Origin of the sequence: Nocardia barduliensis (assembly GCF_013315795.1) — a bacterium.
Lineage (GTDB): Bacteria > Actinomycetota > Actinomycetes > Mycobacteriales > Mycobacteriaceae > Nocardia > Nocardia barduliensis.
Map to the genome: position 1 here is coordinate 19,485 of NZ_JABLTE010000073.1, position 20,452 is coordinate 39,936.

Annotated in this window: 16 protein-coding genes and 1 pseudogene; 9 read left to right on the forward strand and 8 right to left on the reverse strand. The window is 66.3% G+C overall.

From position 1 onward, the window contains the following. Together HOV91_RS26525 and HOV91_RS26530 are read left to right on the forward strand one after the other, a co-directional pair. Entirely contained in the window at positions 1–1,224 is a 1,224-nt protein-coding gene (locus tag HOV91_RS26525; protein WP_174188085.1) for a globin domain-containing protein, read from the forward strand. Positions 1,225–1,809: 585 nt separating this feature from the next. Beyond that, positions 1,810–2,775, forward strand: coding sequence for an acyl-ACP desaturase (locus HOV91_RS26530; RefSeq protein ID WP_174188086.1), 966 nt, complete (start codon positions 1,810–1,812; stop codon positions 2,773–2,775). 81 nt (positions 2,776–2,856) lie between these two features. On the opposite strand, the gene HOV91_RS26535 is transcribed toward HOV91_RS26530, so the two are convergent. From HOV91_RS26535 to HOV91_RS26545, 3 genes are all read right to left on the reverse strand, one after another. Next, positions 2,857–4,515, reverse strand: coding sequence for a SulP family inorganic anion transporter (locus tag HOV91_RS26535; protein ID WP_174188087.1), 1,659 nt, complete (start codon positions 4,513–4,515; stop codon positions 2,857–2,859). Continuing rightward, a complete protein-coding gene (locus HOV91_RS26540) occupies positions 4,512–6,344 on the reverse strand; it encodes a phosphoenolpyruvate carboxykinase (GTP) (RefSeq protein WP_174188088.1) in 1,833 nt (610 codons plus the stop codon). Before HOV91_RS26540 ends, HOV91_RS26535 begins: the two co-directional genes overlap by 4 nt. Before the next feature lie 87 nt (positions 6,345–6,431). Next, entirely contained in the window at positions 6,432–6,761 is a 330-nt protein-coding gene (locus HOV91_RS26545) for an ArsR/SmtB family transcription factor (RefSeq protein WP_063051353.1), read from the reverse strand. 718 nt (positions 6,762–7,479) lie between these two features. On the opposite strand from HOV91_RS26545, the gene HOV91_RS26550 reads away from it, so the two are divergent. Together HOV91_RS26550 and HOV91_RS26555 are read left to right on the forward strand one after the other, a co-directional pair. Then, positions 7,480–7,965 carry a nitroreductase/quinone reductase family protein gene (locus HOV91_RS26550; RefSeq protein WP_217441179.1) on the forward strand — a complete coding sequence of 162 codons (486 nt, stop codon included), beginning with the start codon at positions 7,480–7,482 and terminating at the stop codon, positions 7,963–7,965. A gap of 343 nt (positions 7,966–8,308) precedes the next feature. Continuing rightward, a complete protein-coding gene (locus tag HOV91_RS26555; RefSeq protein ID WP_174188089.1) occupies positions 8,309–9,256 on the forward strand; it encodes a universal stress protein in 948 nt (315 codons plus the stop codon). A gap of 349 nt (positions 9,257–9,605) precedes the next feature. Here HOV91_RS26555 and HOV91_RS26560 read toward each other — a convergent pair whose 3' ends face one another. The 3 genes from HOV91_RS26560 to HOV91_RS26570 form a co-directional block, all read right to left on the reverse strand. Next, complete coding sequence (locus HOV91_RS26560) at positions 9,606–10,262, reverse strand: DUF305 domain-containing protein (protein ID WP_174188090.1); 657 nt, start codon at positions 10,260–10,262, stop codon at positions 9,606–9,608. After that, positions 10,259–11,824 (reverse strand): LVIVD repeat-containing protein, encoded by a 1,566-nt coding sequence (locus tag HOV91_RS26565; protein WP_217441180.1) that lies wholly within the window; start codon positions 11,822–11,824, stop codon positions 10,259–10,261. Before HOV91_RS26565 ends, HOV91_RS26560 begins: the two co-directional genes overlap by 4 nt. A gap of 230 nt (positions 11,825–12,054) precedes the next feature. Continuing rightward, the gene (locus HOV91_RS26570; protein WP_246350902.1) at positions 12,055–13,674 is read right to left on the reverse strand and encodes an AMP-dependent synthetase/ligase; all 1,620 of its coding nucleotides are present in this window, start codon (positions 13,672–13,674) and stop codon (positions 12,055–12,057) included. Between the two features lie 235 nt (positions 13,675–13,909). Here HOV91_RS26570 and HOV91_RS40885 point away from each other — a divergent pair, with 235 nt between their 5' ends. Next, positions 13,910–14,680, forward strand: coding sequence for a PAS domain S-box protein (locus HOV91_RS40885; protein ID WP_174188092.1), 771 nt, complete (start codon positions 13,910–13,912; stop codon positions 14,678–14,680). 210 nt (positions 14,681–14,890) lie between these two features. Next, positions 14,891–15,130: pseudogene (locus tag HOV91_RS40145) on the forward strand (SDR family NAD(P)-dependent oxidoreductase); the annotation flags it as partial. A 204-nt stretch (positions 15,131–15,334) separates the two neighbouring features. Here the strand turns inward: HOV91_RS40145 and HOV91_RS26585 are convergent. After that, on the reverse strand, positions 15,335–15,502 hold the full coding sequence (locus HOV91_RS26585) for a hypothetical protein (protein ID WP_174188070.1): 168 nt from the start codon (positions 15,500–15,502) through the stop codon (positions 15,335–15,337). A gap of 97 nt (positions 15,503–15,599) precedes the next feature. Beyond that, positions 15,600–16,142, reverse strand: a complete 543-nt coding sequence (locus tag HOV91_RS26590) for a hypothetical protein (RefSeq protein WP_174188093.1) — start codon at positions 16,140–16,142, stop codon at positions 15,600–15,602. An 839-nt stretch (positions 16,143–16,981) separates the two neighbouring features. Here HOV91_RS26590 and HOV91_RS26595 point away from each other — a divergent pair. From HOV91_RS26595 to HOV91_RS26605, 3 genes are all read left to right on the forward strand, one after another. After that, positions 16,982–17,221 carry a hypothetical protein gene (locus tag HOV91_RS26595; RefSeq protein ID WP_174188094.1) on the forward strand — a complete coding sequence of 80 codons (240 nt, stop codon included), beginning with the start codon at positions 16,982–16,984 and terminating at the stop codon, positions 17,219–17,221. 1,097 nt (positions 17,222–18,318) lie between these two features. After that, a complete protein-coding gene (locus tag HOV91_RS26600; protein ID WP_174188095.1) occupies positions 18,319–18,663 on the forward strand; it encodes a WD40 repeat domain-containing protein in 345 nt (114 codons plus the stop codon). A gap of 346 nt (positions 18,664–19,009) precedes the next feature. Next, on the forward strand, positions 19,010–20,203 hold the full coding sequence (locus HOV91_RS26605) for a glycosyltransferase (RefSeq protein WP_174188096.1): 1,194 nt from the start codon (positions 19,010–19,012) through the stop codon (positions 20,201–20,203). Positions 20,204–20,452: the final 249 nt, after the last annotated feature.

Consider the following 20,452-nt stretch of genomic DNA (forward strand, 5'->3'; position numbering starts at 1 on the left):
ATGCTCTCGGCCACCACGAAAGAGACGATCCGGGCCACCCTGCCCGCGGTAGGCGCCGCCATCGACGACATCACAACGCAGTTCTACCGCAAGATGTTCGCCGCCCACCCCGAACTCGAACGCGATCTGTTCAATCGTGGCAACCAGAAGCAGGGCGGCCAGCAGAAAGCGCTCGCCGGTGCTATCGCCGCCTTCGCGGCGCTGCAACTCGAACCCGATCAGGCTCGCGTCGACCTCATTCTGTCGCGGATCGCGAACAAGCATGCCTCCCTCGGCATCGAGCCCGCCCAGTACCAGATCGTGCACAAATACTTGTTCGAAGCCATCGCCGAGGTGCTCGGTGACGCCGTCACCGCCGAGGTCGCCGCTGCGTGGGACGAGCTGTACTGGCTGATGGCCGAGACGCTGATCGCCATGGAGGCCGGGCTCTACCGGTCCGCGGGTGTAGCGGTGGGTGATGTCTGGCGGCAGGTGCGCGTGCGCGAACGGCGCCACGAGTCCGCCGACACAGTCTCCTTCGTGCTCACCTCGGTAGACGGCACACCACTGCCGTCCTTCTCTCCGGGCCAATATCTGTCGGTGGCTGCGCGTCTCGAGGACGGTGCGCGCCAAATTCGCCAGTACAGTCTGTCGTCGGCCCCGTCGAGCGAGGACTGGCGCATCACTGTCAAACGGGTCGACGCTCACACCCTGCCGGATGGCTCGATCGCACCAGCGGGGGAGGTGTCGAACTTTCTGTATCGCAACGTATTCGAAGGTGACGTGCTGGAGGTGACCACGCCGTTCGGTGATCTGGTCCTCCAGGACGACGACGCGCCGCTGCTGCTGATCTCCGCGGGAATCGGGTGCACGCCGATGATGGGAATGCTCAGTCACCTCGCCGGCACGGCCGACAGCCGCCCGATCTCGGTGCTGCATGCCGATCGCTCGCCCAGCAATCATGCCCATCGCGCGGAACTGGCCGAACTCGTCGAACGCCTGCCGTACGCGGTGATGTACCGCTGGTATGAGGATCTCGGCGCCCGCCGCCCCGAAGACAGGTTGTGGGAAGGCCGCGCCGACCTCGGCGAGATCACTATCGCAGTCGGCACCCGGGCCTACCTCTGCGGGCCGCTGCCTTTCATGCTCGGCATGCGCGAGGCACTTCTGGACAAGGGCGTAGCGGCCGAGAATATCCACTACGAGGTCTTCGGCCCGGACAGCTGGGCCGCCGCCCCAGCATAGGCTGCGGCGAACACCTGCCCGATTTCCTCCGCGCCGAACCCAGCTTCACGAGTTCGACTTCCACCTGCACCAACGACCCTGTGGTCCAGGGGACGGTTGACCACATGAGCATGCGGCCAGCAGGGTGGGCGGACCGGCTGGCGCCGGGTTCACGCCGAATGTGCAACAGGACCGGGCCATGCGCGTGGCCCTTGGTCCTGGTCCCGCAGGCCGAAGGGCCGCAATGTCGCCACGCCGGATCGCCCGGGCGACACCGGGTATCTGCCATCCGGACCTTCGCACCTGTCCGCCCATGGAACCGGGAGGAGTGACGTGGGACGGCCGAATCCTGGGTAGGGGAGAAGCAGAGACCGTGAATCTACGGCTTACCGTCCTCTTCGCAAACCGATCCGGCCATTGAGCATGCGGGTCGAGGCATCGCCGCAACGACGGTCGCAAAGTGTTGTCGCTGCTGCGGTCATCAAGTGAACGGGTATTCGGTCCCGCCTCTCCGGGGCCTTCGGCCCTGTGCGCCACCCGAGGGCGGTGGTGGTGTGTATGCCGACCTGTTCGAAGAATTGCGAAAAAGAGAGGCAGGCTACAGCATTGGCGCGCGACCTGACGCAGCGAGAGATTCTGGCCGAACTGCAGCCGATCGCCGAGGACTGCGTGCACCGGCACCTGTCGATGGCCAAGGACTGGCATCCCCACGACTACGTGCCCTGGGACGAGGGGCGAAACTTCGCCATGCTCGGTGGTGCGGACTGGTCTCCCGAGCAGTCCACTCTCACCGAGGTGGCGAAAGCCGCGATGATCACCAATCTGCTGACCGAGGACAATCTGCCTTCCTATCATCGCGAGATCTCCGAGAACTTCTCCCGTGACGGTGCATGGGGTACCTGGGTCGGCCGGTGGACAGCCGAGGAGATGCGGCACAGCACCGTGATCCGCGACTATCTGGTGGTTACCCGCGGCGTGGACCCGGTTGCCCTCGAGAAGGCCCGGATGGTCCACATGACCAACGGATTCTCCTCCGGTGCGAACGAAACCGATGTCGCGAGTGGCGCCGGATTCCTGCACTCGGTCGCCTACGTCAGCTTCCAGGAACTGGCCACGCGCGTCACCCACCGCAACACCGGCCGAGTGTGCGACGACCCGATCGCCGACCGAATGCTGCAACGCATCGCCGCGGACGAAAACCTGCACATGATCTTCTACCGCACCATCTGCGCCGCCGCCCTGGACTTGGTGCCCGATCAGGCGATGGAGGCAATAGACACCATCGTGGAGAACTTCCGGATGCCGGGCGCAGGCATGCCCGACTTCCGTCGCAACGGCGTGCTGATGGCCAAGCACGGCGTCTACGACCTGCGCCAGCACCTGGAGGAAGTACTGCTTCCGGTAGTCAAACAGTGGAACATCATGGACCGCAACGACTTCGGAGCACGCGGCGAGCAAGCACGCGAGAGACTCGCCGCATTCATCGACGACCTGCAACAGGTGCGAATCCCACGCTTCGAACAACAGCGCGCCCGCGCCTTGGAGCGCGAACGCGCCCGCGCAGCGCGGTAGCGCCCGAGGGGTAACGCGTCGTTGGACCCTCCGGCTCTGGGAAGACAAACGGTACCGGTGTGCTGGCGCGGATCGGGGAGCTCATGTGATTTGTCCGGCAGGGTTCGGCGCGCATCTGCGGGCATGGGCGATGGCCTGGGGGGTGTGCTCGAAGATGTGCGCGTCGCCGCCGGTGGGCAGGGCACCGATCGTGGCGAGGCGGCGACGATGATCCTCGCGCAGACCGGACATCAGGACGGTGATGTCGCGGTGTTCGAGTTTGCCGATGACGTCTTTCAGGACGAGGGCGCCGGTGGTGTCCAAGGCGGTGATTCCGGACATGCGCAGGATGACCACGTGCACATCGGACACTTCGGCCAGTTCCAGCAGGAAGCGGTGAGCGGCGGCGAAGAACAAGGGCCCCTCGATGCGGTAGGCGACGATATGGTCGTGCAGTACGTCGTGCTCCTCGGCCAGATGGTCGGTGCCGTCGGCCGGCATCTCGAGTGGGACCTGCTGTAGCCGGGCTTCTTTCGCGACCGACCGAAGAGCGAGCACGATGGCGATGCCGACGCCGATGGCGACCGCGGTCACCAGGTCGAGGGCGACGGTGACGCCGAAGGTGATCGCCATGATGATCGCGTCGCCGCGTGAGGAACGGGCGATCGCGGTCAGCGACGCGGTCTCCACCATCCGGACGGTCGTGGCCAGCAGGACTCCAGCCAGGGCTGCCAGTGGGATCTCGGCCACCATGGGTGCGGCCAGGTAGATGATCGAGGCCAGCACGGCGGCGTGGGTCAGCGCCGCGAGCCGCGTGCGCGCGCCGGAGCGGACGTTCACTGCGGTGCGGGCGATCGCGCCGGTGGCGGGCACACCGCCGAACATCGGGGCGGCGATGTTGGCCACGCCTTGGCCGAGCAGTTCGCGATCGGGGTCGTGACGGGTGCCCACGGCCATCGCGTCGGCGGCGGTCGCCGACAGCAGTGATTCCAGTGCGGCGAGCGCCGCCACTGCCAGTGCGGGCGCGATCAATGACCCGAGTTGGTCGAGGTGCACGAATCCTATGGAGGGAGCCGGCAATCCGGTCGGGATTTGTCCGATGGGGGTCAAGTCGAGATCGAACACCCGCACCGCGACGGTGGCTGCGGCCACAGCGATCAGCGCGAAAGGCAGTTTCGGCTGGTACCGGCCACCGGCCAGGACTACCGCGGCCACCACCAGTGCGGTCACCAGCGTCAGGTGGTGCGGGTGCGAAATGTATCGGCATGCCGCGTCGAATGCCGACTGCCACACCTTCTCTCCCTCGGCGTGCTCGATCCGCAGCGCGGACGGGACCTGCTGCAGCGCGATGACCACCGCGATGCCGGCGGTGAAGCCTTCGATCACCGGGGCCGGCATGTAGCGAACGGCCCGCCCGACCCCGGCAATCGCGAGCACCACGAGTACGAGACCGGCGAGCAGCCCCACGGCGAGCACCCCGCCGGCGCCGTGCTGGGCGACGATCGGCACCAAGACCACCGTCATCGCGCCCGTGGGCCCGGACACTTGGAAGCGGGAGCCGCCGAATACCGCCGCGGTCGCGCCCGCGACGACGGCGGTGGCCAGTCCAGCGGCCGCGCCCAGCCCGGAGGAGATTCCGAAGCCGAGCGCGAGCGGCAGCGCCACCAGTGCCACGATCAGACCCGACAGCAGGTCCGCGCCGGGCGCGCGCAGCGCCGGGTACCAGTCCGACCAGCGCGGCAGTAGTGCGAGCGCGTTCACAGGGCTTTGGCCAGACGCATCTTCAGCGCGGCCAACTGCGCACGCAGTTGGTCGGGCAGCCGATTGCCGCCTATGGTGGCGTACCACTCGTCGATCGACGTGGTCTCGGCCACCCACTCGTCGATGTCGACGGCCAGCGCCGCGGTGGCCAGTCTCCGGGCTCGCTCCGACAGGCCGGTCAGGTCCAGGGCTTCGGCAGTGGGCACGAACCCGATCGGTGTCTCCACAGCATCGGCGGCACCGTCCAAGCGCTCGAGGGCCCACTCGAGTACACGCACGTTGTCGCCGAAGCCGGGCCACAGGAAACTGCCGTCGGCGCCGCGTCGGAACCAGTTGACCTGGAAGATCTTCGGCAGCTTCGCGGGATCGGCGGCGGCGCCGAGTTTCAGCCAGTGCGCGAAATAGTCGCCGACGTGGTAGCCGAGGAACGGCAGCATCGCCATCGGATCGCGCCGTACCACACCCACCGCTCCAGCCGCCGCCGCAGTGGTCTCCGACGACAGCACCGACGCGGTGAACACCCCGTGTTCCCAGTCGAAGGTCTCGGTCACCAGCGGCACTGTCGTCTTGCGGCGGCCGCCGAAGAAGATGGCCGAGATCGGCACCCCAGCCGGGTCGTTCCACTCGGCCGCCACCGACGGGCACTGCTCGATCGGGGTGCAGTAGCGGGAGTTCGGATGCGCGGCAGGGGTTTCCGACTCAGGGGTCCAGTCCTGGCCGTGCCAGTCGATGAGGTGCCCGGGCGGAGTGTCGGTCAAGCCTTCCCACCACACGTCACCGGCGTCCGTGCGTGCGGTGTTGGTGAAGATCGAATTACCGGCATCGATCGTGGCGATCGCGTTCGGGTTGGTCTGCGCGCCGGTTCCCGGGGCGACGCCGAAGAACCCCGCCTCCGGGTTCACCGCGTACAACCGGCCGTCGGCGCCGAAACGCAGCCAGGCGATGTCGTCGCCGATCGTCTCCGCGGTCCAGCCGGGCAGGGCGGGTTCGAGCATGGCGAGGTTGGTCTTGCCGCACGAGGACGGGAACGCGGCCGCGATGTAGTGGATCTTTTTTTGGGGTGTGGTGAGTTTGAGAATCAGCATGTGCTCGGCCAGCCACCCCTCGTCACGGCCGAGCACGGAGGCGATCCGCAGCGCGAAACACTTTTTGCCCAGCAGCGCGTTACCCCCGTAGCCGGAGCCGTAACTCCAGATCTCCCGGCGCTCCGGGAAATGTGAGATGTACTTGGTCGAATCGCACGGCCACGGCACATCCACCTGGCCTTCTCCCAGTGGAGCGCCCACCGAGTGCAGGCACTTCACGAAGCCCGTCCCGTCGGGGAGTTCGTCCCACACGGGCGCGCCGGAGCGGGTCATGATCTGCATCGCAACCGCCACATACTCCGAATCGGTGACCTGCACCCCGTACTTCGGATCTTCGGCATCCAACGGCCCCATGCAGAACGCGATCACGTACATCGTCCGTCCCGCCATGGCCCCGCGATAGTGCTCGGTCATCACCGTGCGCATGTCGAGCGGATCGACCCAGTTGTTGGTCGGGCCGGCGTCCTCGCGATCTTCCGAGCAGATGAAGGTGCGGTCTTCCACCCGCGCCACATCGTCAGGATCCGACACACACCAGAAGGAGTTCGGCTTCGCCGCAAGCGGCACGAAGGTGCCCTTCTCGACCAGCAGCCCCGTGAGTCGGTCCCACTCCGCCCGAGAGCCGTCGCAGAAAACGATGCGATCGGGTGCGGTCAACTCCGCGACCTCGGCGATCCACGCCAGGATGCCCTCATGCTCGGTCGGTGCCTGCACGCTCGCGGCAACGTCTAGGTGGTTGGTCACGACGAATCTCTCCTTCGAAAACTGCTAGGTATTTACTTTAGAAAAAGTGCAATCAGTGAGCGAGCGGCTTCCTGATAGGTGGCGAGGTCAGGCGGGTTCTTCGAGGGCTTCGACCTGACCGGCGACTACGCCGGTGAGAATGGCCCGCGCGACCGCCAGAAGCTCGGCGACCTCGGGAGTGGTCAATTCGTAGGTCACCGAGAGCCCTTCGCGGCGAGCGGTTACCAGGCCGGCGCGCCGGAGGATCGACAACTGCTGGGACAAGTTGGCCGCCTCTATCCCGATCTCGGTCAGCATCTCCGAAACTGCGTGCTCGCGCTGACTGAGCAGTTCGAGCACCCGCACCCGCACCGGATGCCCGAGTGTTTTGAAGAAGTCGGCCTTCATCTGATAGAGCGGCCGCTGCAGTCCTGGCATCGCCACCACTCCCTTCGGTTCCCGGCGAGGCGGTATCCCGTATCCACCACCTTATTTGCAGAGTTTAGCAAACAATGCTTTTGGCAAGTCGAACCGACCGCCCTCGCACCAGGGCCTCTTCCCGACAGCGCCTATCGACGAGCGGATTCGTCTCATGAAGACCGACCCGGGCGCCTCCCGGACAGGGCCGCAATTCCCGAATGCGGAGGCCGTTCGCCCCGGCGAAACGCGCCGCATCGAATCCCAGTAGCCATGGCCCGACCTGCATGGCCGGGGGCCGCGACGACTGCGGACGGCGGATGCAAGACAACTCGAGTCGCCCCGGGTTTGCGGCCGCGTGGGCTGTCCTCGGTTGTTGTCCGTCCGGTTGCGAGAGTGAGGAGTTCGATTCGCATTCTGTTCGAGAGGAGCCCGCGATCTCAGCGCCTCTGGCACAGAAGCTGGCCTACGACGGAATCGAGTGCCTCGGTGTGCCAGCGAAACTCGTCCACCGGGTGCGAATGCTCTCCACCGGGCACGGCCGCAAGAACGACCAAGCCGACGCACTGTCGATCGGCATCGCCGCGCTCATGCACCGGACTTCGATCGGTGCACACCGAGGCGGACCTTATTGATTCGTCGTGCTCGCTCGGCAGGGGTAGAACGATAGTCACGCATGCACGGTAGAAGCGCTACCGTCTTGCGGTTCTGCTTGGAGCAGGCGAGGAGAGTGGGATGTATGGGCAGTGTGCGGGATCTGCTGTATGCGACGAAACGTCAGATGTATCGGGGCAACCGGCCGGGGACGCTCGCCCGGGTGCTGAACCGGGCCTCGGAGTGGATGTATTCGGCGGGTGTGCTGTCCCCGGGCTGTGCCGTGACTTTGGAAGTGTCCGGTCGGCGCACCGGGCGCCCGGTGAGGTTGCCGATCGTGGTCGCCGAGTACGAGGGACAGCGCTACCTGGTGTCGATGCTGGGTCCGGACGCCGGGTGGGTGCACAACGTCCGCGCGGCACACGGCCGCGCGTTCCTGCACCGGCGCGGCCGCGAAGCGGTGCGGCTCACCGAGGTGGAGGTGGGGGAGCGGGCGCCGATCCTGCGCCGCTACCTCGCCGTGGCTCCCGGCGCTCGGCCGCACTTTCCGATCGACCGCACCGCCCCGCTCGGTGAGTTCGCGCGCATCGCGGACCAGTACCCGGTATTCCGGATCGAACCTCCAGGCTGACGAGAGTCCGGCGACTAAGTCGCAAACGCCCTCTCAGCCTGCTGTTCATCCGGGCCGCGCCTGCGCTCATGACCAGGCGCAGGAGCGGCGAGGTGTGCCGTTGCCGCCGACTGTCACCCGCTACGGTTCGCGTCGGTCGGAGGCAGAAATTCGCTTCCGGGCGAGAGTCCTTGGGCCCGGACGGCGAGGAACCTGCGCGTCGCCGTCCTCTGTTTGCCTAGTGGCCTTTCGTCCCTGTCATCGAGGCCGATAAGCCGCATTCGCGGCTGCGGTGACGCTCATACCGTTGAAGTGAGCGCCCCGGCTGGGCGCTACACGATCACATGGGCTCAGGAGGCAAGCCATGACAGAGCGGCGATTCGACGATCCGCATCACCTCGCCACGGCGAAGGTCATCGTCGGTGTGGACGGTTCGGACGGGTCGTGGGCCGCTGTCCGGTGGGCGGCGCAGTTCGCGGCCGAACGCGGACGCGAACTCGAGATCCTGCACGGCATGGATCTGGTGGGCACCGGTTGGGTACTGGGTGACTACGAAGTCGTCATTCCCTCAGTGATCGATGCTGTACGCGAACAAGGCAAGGACGTGGTCGCGCGGGCCGAACGACTGGCCCGCTCGACCGCGCCCGAACTGCGTGTCTCGACTCGCGTGTCCACCGACACCGGTAGGGAACTGTTGATCGAGCACAGCGCGGAGGCGTATGCGGTCGTGATCGGTGCGACCGGCAACGCCGGCACATTCACCCATCTGGGTTCCACACTGCTGTCCGTGACCGCTCACGCACACGGCACGGTGGTGGTCGTTCGCACCGGCCCCGACGTCGGCGACGCGACGCAGGTCTCCGGTCCGGTGGTCGTGGGCGTGGACGGCAGCGCGGTCGGCGAAGCGGCGATCGCCGCGGCGTTCGCCGAAGCGGCCGAGCGTGGGGCCGAGTTGGTCGCCGTGCATGTCTGGAGTGATTGGGACTTGGGCCGGTTCGGTGGGCACGCCAGCTTGGGTGAGCTCGACCTGACCAATGTCGAACGGGCGATTCTCGCCGAGCGTCTCGCGGGCTGGCAGGAGAAGTTCCCGGAAGTCCGGGTCGTCCGGAAGGTCGAGGTGTCCGCGCCGGGGCCGCATCTGCTGGACTGGTCGAAGGTGGCGCAGTTGCTGGTCGTGGGCAGCCGCGGGCGCGGTGGGTTCGCGAGCATGCTGCTCGGGTCGACGGCCAATACTCTGGTGCAGCACGCGTCGTGCCCCGTGATGGTCGTCCATCCGCACGATGATCAACGGGGCAGTGGCCACCGCCGCTGAAGTCGGCACGGCCCCGTCCAGCCGACCTGCTCGCCGCCGTGGCGGCGGACTGCGGCCCGGTGTGTCCGTGGGGCAATTCATCCATGGCCGACAGCCTTATCGGTTGACCAGGTCGTCGATACCGACAACATGCAGCACTTACGGCAACGGTGCGGTGACCGCGGCCGGCCGCTGCGGCTTCGGTGCCGAAACGCAGCCAAGGACGGCTCCGCTGAGAGAGCACCGCGCGAGACTACGGGCTCCGCGCGCTCCACACTGGTTGTAGTGGCGGGGTTGTCCAGGTTTATCAGCTCGGTACCCACCGCGAGCAGCACATCGGGGGGCTACTCCTCGGATTCCCAGTCGCGGTCTATCGGGCGGTTGTCAGTGAGCTCAGCATGATTTCCATGAGTCCGGCTTCTTGGGTTTGGCTGGTCATCATGTCGCGGGCGGTTTGTTTGACGATCCCGTCGGCGAGGAGGTCGTTCGCGGCTTGTGCCATCTGGATGCCGCCGTAGTGGTGGCGGGTCATCATGTGGAGAAACAATCGAGCGGCGTCTGTTCCGCGCGCCGCCGAGAGGGCGTCGAGTTCTGTCTGCGTGGCCATCCCCGGCATCGCGGAGCCGCCGTCAGCCGCTTCGCTCGGGGTGGCGGCTCGGTTGTGGTGGTCGGTGACCCTGGTGTTCGGGTGCATCCATTGCATCGGCGCGGGGTTGACGGTCGAAGCGCCTGCCATGCGCAGCCAGCCCTTGAGTTCGCCGACTTCTTCGCGTTGGGTGGCTTCGATGCGGGCAGCGAGTGCGACGACGGTGGGGTCGGCCGACTGGTCCAGACGCGCGGTCATGATCAGTGCTTGGCTGTGGTGGGCGAGCATGTCCTGCGCGAACCCGATTTCGGTGGGATTCAGCACGGGCTTCGAGGCAGGGCGTTCGTCGACGAACAGGGGGCGCGCCGCGGCGCCCATCGCGAGCAACAGCAGCGCCAGACCGAGGGTCGCGGCGGCGGTGATCGCCTGGCGTCGGGTCATGCGCCGAGGGTGCTCTGCTGATCGGCGGGCGCGGTGTAGACGGCCGGATCCAGTTCCAGTGTCATGTAGGTGTTGTCGGCGCAGCTGACTCGCAGTTGCCTGCCCACCCACTGAGGTGGGGACGCGCACCAGTCGGCGGTCAGGTCGCCGAACAGGATTTTGCCGCTGCGCGCGCTTGTGGCTTGCGCGGGATCGAAGACGCCGGTGCCGATCGCTTGCGCCAGCGCCGGGGCGCTGAGTATCGGTGCGCCGATCACGGTGATGACTCTGCGACTGGCGTGTGCCAATGCCTTATCGTCCTCGCGCGCCGGCGGGTTGAAGTAGGCGATCTCACGGACCTCGAGAGGGTCACGCACGTCGAACACGCGCACGCCGGAGGAGAACCAACCGCAGGCCAGCGCTGTCGGGTCGACGGGGCGGTCGGCGGTGCAGTAGTGCGAGTCGTAGGAGAAAATCGAGCCGCCCATACTCGAGGCCAGCGCGGAATCCTGGTTCTCGGGCAGGTTGATCTCGAGTTTGATCGTGTTGACCACACGCGGACGCGCCGCGTCGGAGACATCGATGACCTTGACGCCACCCGAACCGGCTTCGTTCGGAACGAACAGATACGGCGTGCCGCCGTAGGTCACCGGGACCGCGTGCTGGGTTGCCCAGCCGTCGGTCCATGTCGTCTCCGAGAGCACCGGCACCACCGGGTCGCGGTCACGGCGCTGAACCGCGGAGACGTCCATGATCGTCACGCCGCCGAGGTTATTGGCCAGGTACAGGCGATTGCCGTCGTCGCTGAACCCCATGCCGTGCATCGAGGTCCCCGGCAGTCCTTGCCAGATGACACGCGGCTGGGAGGGGTCGGTGAGGTCCACGGCGCTGATCAGGCCGGGCGCGGTGCCGGAGGACCAGTAGGTGTTGCCGTCCGGTGAGAACCCGCCCTCGTGGGCGGTGATCGGCAGCGGCATCGCCAGCGAGCTGCCGGGGCCGTTCGCGTTGAGCAGTCGGGGGTGTTTGCAATCGGAGATGTCGTAGACCGACAGCAGTCCGGCTCCGGTGACGATCGGGGCGCCCGTCGCGACGAGCAGTTCGCGGGCGGTGTTCACCTTCAGTGACTCCCACGTGCCGGCCAGCATGGCCGGTTCGGTCAGAGAGACCGAGAAGACCGGGTTGCGGGGATCGGAGACGTCGAGGACTTCCACACCGGGCACCGGACCGTGCAGGCTCCCGGGGAAGAAGCTGGCGAGGTACACGCATGAATCGAACGCCGCGGATACCGCGCCGGCACCGAGGCCACCGTAGTTGCCGATCCGGGTGAGATTGCAGCTGTATCCCTGGGCGCTGCGACCGTTCTCGCGGTCGGCGGCCGGGACGTCGCCTTGCAATCCCGTCTCCGGCGATGCCCCCGCACCACAGCTCGCCCGAGGCACAGCCGCCCGGGCGATCCCGGACAGGACCTGGACCTCGGCCGCGGCCGAGGGCGCGGGTCCCACCACGACGACGACGGGAAGGACGGTCGCGGCCACTACGAGGGTGGCTGCCTGTCTGAAACGGGCGAAAAGTGATGTGGTCATAGATTCCCTCGCCGGTGAGGGGCCTTCCAAGTTTGTCGAATCTCGGCGGGCGCTGCTGGTCGAGCTGCCCGGCCGGAATCTGAGAGATGGAACCGGAATATTGACTGGTTTATTATATGGACAACTGTCTATGTCATGGCGTCGCCGCTGCGGCGATTTCACCGGTGTGCGGTTCCCTCCTGTCGCTGCTCTCCCGGCGTACCCGCACGCCCGGTGGACGATGTACGTGGCTATCGGTTGCTCGCGTACAGGTCCTCGATCTGTCGAGCGTGTTCGGTGGCGATGACCGCGCGGCGCAGCTTCATCGTCGGGGTCAGTTGGCTACCCGCCGTCCATTCGCGCTCGACGATCGCGAACTTCTTGATCTGTTCGACCCGGGCGAGCTTGGTGTTGGCCCGGTCGATCTGTTCCTGGACCTTCCCGACGACTGCGGGGTCGTCGAACGCGCGGTCGCCGACCGCTGTGGGATCGAGGCAGACCAAGGCGACCACGTAGGGTCGTGCCTCACCGATAGCGCACACGTGTGCGATGAGGTTGCCCGCCGATCGGACCGCCATTTCGATATTGGCCGGGGATAAGTTCTTACCCGCCGCGGTGATGATGAGTTCTTTCTTGCGGTCGACGATCCACACGAATCCGTCGTCATCGATGCGCGCGATATCGCCAGTGTGCAGCCACCCCTCGGAGTCGAGGGCCTCGCTGGTGCGGTCGGGCTGATCGCGGTAGCCACGCATGATCTGGGTTCCACGAACCAGCAGCTCACCGTCGGCCGCGGTTGCCACCTCCACCGAGTCCAGCGCCCGACCGACACTGCCCGGCCGAAGCGAGGCCGGGGTGTTGACCGCGACCACGCAGGAGGCTTCCGACATGCCCAGACCCTCACACAGCGGCAGGCCAAGGGCCACGAAGAAATCCACCACAGCGCGTGGGGTCGGCGCGGCGCCGGTCATAGCCCACACGACCTCGCCGAACCCCAGGCGATCCAGCAGTTCGGTGCCGATGGCCGGGTCCGCGGCGGAGTCGGCGAGAACATCACCGGGGTAGGAGTCTTCGATCGCGACCTTGAACTTCTCCCACCCCCGCGGCACCGCAACGAAGACCGTCGGTCTGGTCGAGGTGACGCAGGCGGGCAGGTTCACCGCATCGGCGACGCAGGTCAGGGTGTTGCCGTAGGTCATGAACGCCGAATAGTGCGAGGTCCACCGATCCGCGACATGCGCGGCGGGCAGGAAGCTGATTTGGCGGCCCCCGCCGGGAACCGGGAACGCCGCGTGCACACCCCGCAGTTGTGCCAGCATGCCGCCGTGGGTCAGCTCGACCCCTTTGGGCGGCCCGGTCGTGCCCGAGGTGTAGATGATGGTCAGCAGATCGTCAGGAAAGACCGGCTCCAACGACGTGAAATCGAACTCGCACCGCTGCGCAGCCAACTCCGTCAGCAGATCCGCGCATCCTTCGACCACGTCATCGACCACGAGAATCCGCTCGATCGGCGCGCCGAGCGCGATCGCGGCGCGCAGCACGGGCACGAATCCGGACTCGACGATCACTATGCGCGCGCCCGCGTTCGACAAAACGAACTCGATTTGTTCGGGCGCAAGGGTGTTGTAGACGCTGAACGGTATCGCCCCGGCCAGCATCACCGCACTGTCGACGACGTGGAACTGCGGGATATTGCGCATCATCAACGCCACCACCGAGCCCTTACCGATCCCCAGTCCGCGCAGGCGCTCCAACACCGCACCCACACGAGCCATCACCTCGCTGTAGGTCCACGCGGTACCGGTCTCGAACGAGCGAAGCGCGACCCGATCCGGATGCTGCCACGCCGTGCTCAACAACAGATCGCACATCGTGCGCGCGCCATCCAAATCGACGACACCCGCTCCGATCCCTGTGACTGGAACAACAACCTCGCTCGTTGATGACATGGATCACATCTTCATGCCCGCGCCCAACGCCGGACACCCCCGCAAGTCGTGCACTGGCCCCCTTTGGTCGCCGATGCGCCGCCCAGCGGTCCGCCTGGCCCCCCCGACCGGCGTAGCCGATGCCGCCCCGACTCGCGGCCTCTCGTAGAGTCACGGAGTGGCAGGTCAGGCTCCCTCTCTCGACTACGAGGATCTTCTCGCGCGTCTGGTCGACGTCGTCTATGTCCTCGATACCCAGGGCTGTTTCCTCTACCTGAACCGGGCCGGCACCGAATTGTTCGGCCGATCGCTCGAAGACCTCATCGGCCACCACCTGTCCACGGTGGTCGCTCCCGACGCACTCCAGACCGCACTCGACCACTTCCACCGCGGCATCGCCAACCCGGGAACGAACCCGTACTTCGAGACCAGGATCCTTCGACCCGACGGCGAAATCCGCGAATTGGAAATCCACGCCGGAAGCGTCCTACGCGACGGCCACGTCATCGGCCGCCAGGGCATCGGCCGCGACATCACCGAGATCAAACGCCTCCAAACCGAGCTGGCCGACAAAACCAGCCGCCTGGCCCTCATCGAAGACCAACAACGCGCGGCGATGGACATCTACCACCGACTCAGCTTCCTCAGCAGTCAGGTCTCCCACCAACCCCATAACCTCGAACGCGTCCTCGACATCGTCGAAGACACCTTCAGAACCGACGCCGCCCGCAGCGCGGGCATGGACGACACCGACATCGCCATCATCGAACTAGTCGCCGACGGCTACTCCAACCAAGAAATCGCCGACCGAGTACACCTCAGCGTCCACACGATCAAAGACCGCGTCGGCCGCATCATCACCCGACTCGACGCACGCAGCCGCGCAGGTGTCGCCACCCGCGCCATGGCCGCGGGACTCCTGCCCGCGCACCGATCCGAACCGCGCTGACATACCCCGCCACGAGGAAGGATCGCGGCAACTCTGAGGTGCTGTGGGGCGCGGGGATAGAGCTTCAAGCGCAGAGGAATTCGGCGAATCGGCTCTCTTCGCATGGTGGTAATGCGCAGCCGCGGGTGAGGTCGTCAAAGAGATCACCGCCGGCGGGGCGTAACGGTCGGCTACCGGGCCGCCATCGACGACGAGGCGGCGACCACCGCGATGGTGCACGCGGTGCGGCGCGACCTCGGGCCGGTGAGCATCGTGGTCAGTAATGCCGGCGCGGCCAGACGCGGCCTCGACGTGGTCGGCACGTCCCGGGATGAGTACCTATCACTGCTGTCGGTGCATGCCCTCGGCCCGATCAGTCTGCTCCGTGAAGCGCTGCCCGACCTGCGTGCGGCAGGACGCGGCGATGTCGTCATGATCTCCAGTAACACTGTCGCTTCGGCGCCCGCGCAGGCGGCGCCGTACACGATGGCGAAGGCGGCGATGGAGATCGTGGTCCGCACCCTCGCGCGAGGAGCGCCAACACGGCATCCACGCCAACATCGTCGCACCTGGCCTGGTAGCGACGGACATGGGCAGCCGGCTGGTCCGGGCCTCCGCCGGAAGCCGGTGCTGGACCTCGACTTCGAGTACCGGGTCACCGCCAAGAAGAACGGATCACCCGACTGGAGCTTCGACGACGGAACGTACGGTTACGTCGAAGTCGACGGCGCCCTCGATCATGAGGTGAGCTACGCCTACTTCGAACCGACGCCCTTCGCCGGATGGAACATCACGGTCGACCCCCTCGACGACCGACTTGTCGAACGCGACTTCGATCACCATGCAGTTCTCCGGCTCGATAATCCACGACGCGTGACAGACTGCCGCCGAGCAGGCCGGCATCGATTCTGGTCTCGGTGCTGGCGCCGTGGGTCGCCGGTCACGATCCGACGGTCGTCTCCAGCTCTCCCGAGTAGATGCCATGGCCTATCGCGCGCTCGAACTTCCACAGCTGCTCTCCAAACGCCGCGGCGTCGCCCGGGGTGGCGGCGGCTCGCAGGCCGGCCACAGGCGAGTTGTCGCCACCGAGATAGGTGAGGACTTCGGCAGGCGGGCCGTCGAGATCGGGGACGCGGATCATGTGAACGCCGCCGCCGAACCCCTCGACCGCGATCACTTCCCATTCCGCGAGGCGCCCGGTCCAGCCCGTACGACCGTCGCGGTAATAGCCGAGGTATTCGACGGTGCGCTGGTTGAGCAAGTTGTACAGGCGGCGCACCGGACGGACCCGGATCGCCTGATCCGGATCGTTGCTGGCCTGCTCGCAGGCCGCCGCTTTCGAGACCGGTTCCACGGTGAGGACCTGATCGAGGTGGGCGAGCGGGCGGATCGTATAGAGGCCCGGGCCCGGGCCTGTGAGGGCGGGCTGAGCGTTGGTGGGCGCGGACAGGCCCACGCCGATCAGCAACGCCGTGGCCACCATCGAGATCCACGGAGCGCGCCGACGAGCGATCCGCGCCGGTACCGTACCCGGTAAGAACGCACGCCGATCCGGGTTCGCTGATTTCGGCGAGTGAACTCGCAGTGCACCAGCTCGCACGACCACACCTCTCTCGAGTCGATGGGAGACATCGAATCTTCGGCGGCGACGGCTTTGCGGATGGGTGTGGGCTCGCGACGGCCCAATCGAGGCGACCCGACGACGCGCCAGGAAACTCCTGGCTAACAGGTGGTTTCGTACCCCGGTGCGGCCACCGGTCAGCTACTGTTCTGCGCGCCGCCCGATGCGGTGAGATGTCGGCAAACCCATGACTACGAGGGAGTGACGATGAGCGCCGTTTTGAATATTCTGACGACAATTGTTTGGTCGTTGTTGACCGGCCAGAGTGTCGGCATGCCGTTCCCTGGCCCTTTCAGCTGACCCTCCCGGCCGACCGGTCCCCACTCCGACACTGCCGATTCCGGCGGATGGCGTCACCTCGAGTGCCGAACGGCTCGCGATGAATCCCCACGGTCCGACACCACGTATTGGGGTGCCGTGGTAACCACCGCACATGCGTTCACCCCCGCAGGCACGCGCGTATGCGGCCAAGGCCGGGATCCTGCTCATGCCAGCAAAACCGCTCGCAGCGTGGGAATCGCAGACCGGGCCGACTCCTTGGAACTGAGTCGAGAAAGTCGATACTCGCGCATCTAGTCCGCGCGAACGGTGGTCCAAGGGATTTTGCCGCTCAGCTCCGGTGAGTTCTGGCCATCCGGCGGCGCGGGCCGCCTACAGCAAAGCGCCTCCTTCGATCTTTCGGTCGAGGAGGAGCTTTCGCTGTGGCGGGTCCTACTTCTGCGTCGGTGTCCGACTTCGACTTCCATCTGAAGGACGGTTTCCTGATCCTCTGGTGCCTGACCGTCTCCGGCTACGACGGCGTGGTCAAATGCACTCGCCTTGGTCTGGCGGCGTGGCGGGAGGTCCGGTGGGTGGCTGACGTGACTGCGCGTGCGCTGCGTGACCGCAGCTTGTGCTTGGCTTGGAACACCGTGTACCCGTCCCATACCTCGCCGGGGTGACCATCGGTACCTGCCCAAACGATCGTCCCCTTGCAGAACATGTCACGACCGCAGTCGCGTCCTGGCCCCAGGATCTGGACCTGGGTCCGAACTCGACGACTGCCAACTTCGCGGCCAAATCCTGGAAGCCGAACGGTCCTACACGAGCCAAATCGTGTTGCGCCCCGCCATATGCCAGCCAGCGCTGACGATCTCGCCATCCAGCGTGTCCTGGATGCGGCCCACGATCTGAATCGTGGCGGCCACCATCACATTGTCAGCATTCCGGTACCTCCGACGACCACATCGCCCGCGTCGGCACCGCCTGGTCGATCAGCTCGAAGTGCTCCATTCCGAAGCTGGCGAGTGTGGTGAATCGTGTTCTGTGGCTGCGCTTGTCGTGGCTCAGGGGATGACCACAAATGCGGGTACCGTTACGCTTCGTATTCGATATCGCATGAACAACGAGGGCTGAGCCACCGCCGCTCCGACCTCAACCTCACCATCACCCGCAAGAACGGTGATATACCGGTAAACGCCTCGACGCCGACACCGTACTGCGACAGATCCAGGAACTCACCCGTCCCACCGACACACCCCAGTGACTAGGCGTCAACCACACCGCGAGCACTCCCGCGCAGTCCTTATAGGTGCTGGTAGTTACGACCGGGACGATCGGCTACACCCGATTCCCGCGGCCGCCAACAACCACCACGACCTCCACACGTTGCTCGCCGGACCCAACGCCGTCCTCAACCCTGAACACTGCCGCAAAGCCCTGAACCCTGTCGGGGTGGGTGACCTGATCGAGCGGGCAGCCGAATAGGCCAGCGACACCCTGATCGTGTACTACACCGGTCACCGGCTACTCAATTCCCGAGGTCGTCTACGCCTGGCGTTACCCCACACCGACCCCGACCGCACCCGCTTCACCGCGCTGCCGATCACTACCGTCCGGGAAGCCATCGCCGAAAGCAATGCCAGTACGCGCATCTTGATTCTGGACTGCTGCTTCTCCGGCCGCGCTCTGGACGCCCTGGCCGGCGGACCCGACGCGGTACTCGGCCAAGCGAGCGCAGCACCGGAAACACCGAGGAGGCCCACCCCCGAATCCCGGCGTGCCATTGGTGACCACACCCGGACGCCTCGGGCGACGGCGCCTGCTGATCGGCGCCGCTGTCGCGGTTCCGGTCACCGCCGCCACAGCGGCGGGTATCGCCATATGGTGGCCATCGGCCCCCCTGCGCACCTCGGCGGTGCTGACCGGCCATACCGGCGAGGTGTGGTCGGTGGCGTTCGACCCCGCCGGCGCCCGGCTCGCCACCGGCAGCAGCGACCGCACAGTACGGATATGGGATGTCGCCACCCCGGCGCATCAACCGCGACCGGCACTGGACGGACGAATTACCATCACCGGAGCTGGAAGATCTCGGCCCCGAGGACTCATGGACGCATTCCAGTGACCATGGAGGCATCCTGCTCCTGGACCGCCCCGGACAGCGGCGACGCAAAGGCATCACGACCATCTCCGTCAGCCGCATGGCGGACCTTGGGCTTTGAAGGGGTAGCCGACCGACTGGCCGAGAATCGGGCGGATATGGCGTAGTGGGGGTGATCGTTGCTGAGAGGGTCGTGGAGGCGTGGTTGTCGGAAGGGTTGGGCATGAGGCACGGGAGGTTCCCCATGGCGGGGATGGTTGTGGCGTCGTGGAGGGGTGGGGCTTGATGATGGCCGGTGTGGATAGCATCGGTGACTTCGTTTGGGCTGGGTGGATCGGTGCGGATCCAGTCGCAGGAAGTTGGTGCTGAAGTGCGGGTGTTGTTGGCGGCGATCGGGTCGCGCGGTGACCTCGAGCCGATGTTGGGGCTTGCGCTGCAGTTGCGGGAACTCGGGGTCCGGGTGCGGGTGTGTGCCCCGCCGGACTTCCATCGGCGCTGCGCCGAGATCGGGGTGCCGTTGGTTGGGCTGGGGCCGTCGAAGGCGGGTTCGCTGGATGTACGGTTGTCGCGGGAGGAGTTGTCGCAGTTCGTGACCGACTGGCCCGCAATCCAGTTCGAGACGATTCCCGCAGCGGCCGCAGGATGCGATGCGGTGGTGGCGACCGGCGTGACCCAGATAGCGGCTCGGTCCGTCGCGGAGAAGCTGGGTATCCCTTACCAGTACGTGAGCTACCAGCCGACCACGCTGCCCTCGCCGCATCATCCACCGATGCCGCTGCCGGGTGATCGGCCCGCACCAGCGTCGATCGGCAACCGGCTGCTGTGGGAAATCGACGCCCACGGTTGGAACGCGCAGTTCGGTCACGCGCTCAACACTCATCGGTCCGGGCTCGGGTTGTCAGCGGTGGACAGCGTGCGCGATCACGTCATCACCGAGCGCCCGTGGCTGGCCGTGGACCCGGTTCTGGACCCGTGGCCGCATTCGCCGGATCTGGATGTCGTGCAGACCGGCGCCTGGATCGTGCCAGACGAACGCCCCTTGTGTGCGGAGTTGTCGGCGTTTCTGGATGCGGGCACGCCACCGGTGTATGTCGGGTTCGGCAGTATGCCCATGCGCCCCAGCATCGCCCGGGTCGCGATCGAAGCGATCCGCGCCCATAACCGGCGGGTGCTGCTTTCCCGCGGCTGGGCCGAATTGGACTTGATCGACGACTTGGCCGACTGCATGGCCATCGACGAGGCCAACCATCAGGCGCTGTTCCCCCGGGTCGCCGCGGTCATCCACCACGGGGGCGCGGGCACGACGACCGCCGCCGCCCGCGCCGGTACGCCGCAGGTGGTGGTACCCCAGATGATGGACCAGCCGCATTGGGCGCGCCGGGTGGTCGATCTCGGCGTCGGCGCGGCGTGTGCGGACGCGGATCCCAGTGCGGCGTCGTTGTCCGCCGCCCTCGACATCGCACTGGCGTCCACCACCCGAGCCCGCGCGAGTGAAGTGGCCGGCATGATCCGCTCGGACGGGGCGGGGGTAGCTGCGAAACTGCTGATCGAAGCCATCAGTTGAGATTCACACCGCACTCGCGAGGTGAGCAGCGTCGTCGTCACCGGTAAGGTGCTGGCTTGACGCGGCAGCGGGGTTCCAGTCCGGACGAGTCGCCGAGAATTCAGTGAACTCGGGCAGGTCTGCTAGGTTCTGTCTCGAAGTCGTAAGGGCGGGTTTGTGGACCGTCCTCAGGAGTGTCTGAGCCATTGGTTGATGACCGCGACCTGGATGGTGGCCAGATAGCGCACAGCGAGTTTGTCGAACCTCGTT

Excerpts from the sequence above, each read along its gene's own strand:
- HOV91_RS26525 (WP_174188085.1), top strand. The coding sequence starts at position 1 with ATGCTCTCGGCCACCACGAAAGAGACGATCCGGGCCACCCTGCCCGCG.
- HOV91_RS26545 (WP_063051353.1), bottom strand. The coding sequence starts at position 6,761 with ATGCCAGGACTGCAGCGGCCGCTCTATCAGATGAAGGCCGACTTCTTC.
- HOV91_RS26550 (WP_217441179.1), top strand. The coding sequence starts at position 7,480 with ATGGGCAGTGTGCGGGATCTGCTGTATGCGACGAAACGTCAGATGTAT.
- HOV91_RS26555 (WP_174188089.1), top strand. The coding sequence starts at position 8,309 with ATGACAGAGCGGCGATTCGACGATCCGCATCACCTCGCCACGGCGAAG.
- HOV91_RS26560 (WP_174188090.1), bottom strand. The coding sequence starts at position 10,262 with ATGACCCGACGCCAGGCGATCACCGCCGCCGCGACCCTCGGTCTGGCG.
- HOV91_RS26565 (WP_217441180.1), bottom strand. The coding sequence starts at position 11,824 with ATGACCACATCACTTTTCGCCCGTTTCAGACAGGCAGCCACCCTCGTA.
- HOV91_RS26570 (WP_246350902.1), bottom strand. The coding sequence starts at position 13,674 with ATGTGCGATCTGTTGTTGAGCACGGCGTGGCAGCATCCGGATCGGGTC.
- HOV91_RS26585 (WP_174188070.1), bottom strand. The coding sequence starts at position 15,502 with ATGGTGATCGAAGTCGCGTTCGACAAGTCGGTCGTCGAGGGGGTCGAC.
- HOV91_RS26590 (WP_174188093.1), bottom strand. The coding sequence starts at position 16,142 with ATGGTGGCCACGGCGTTGCTGATCGGCGTGGGCCTGTCCGCGCCCACC.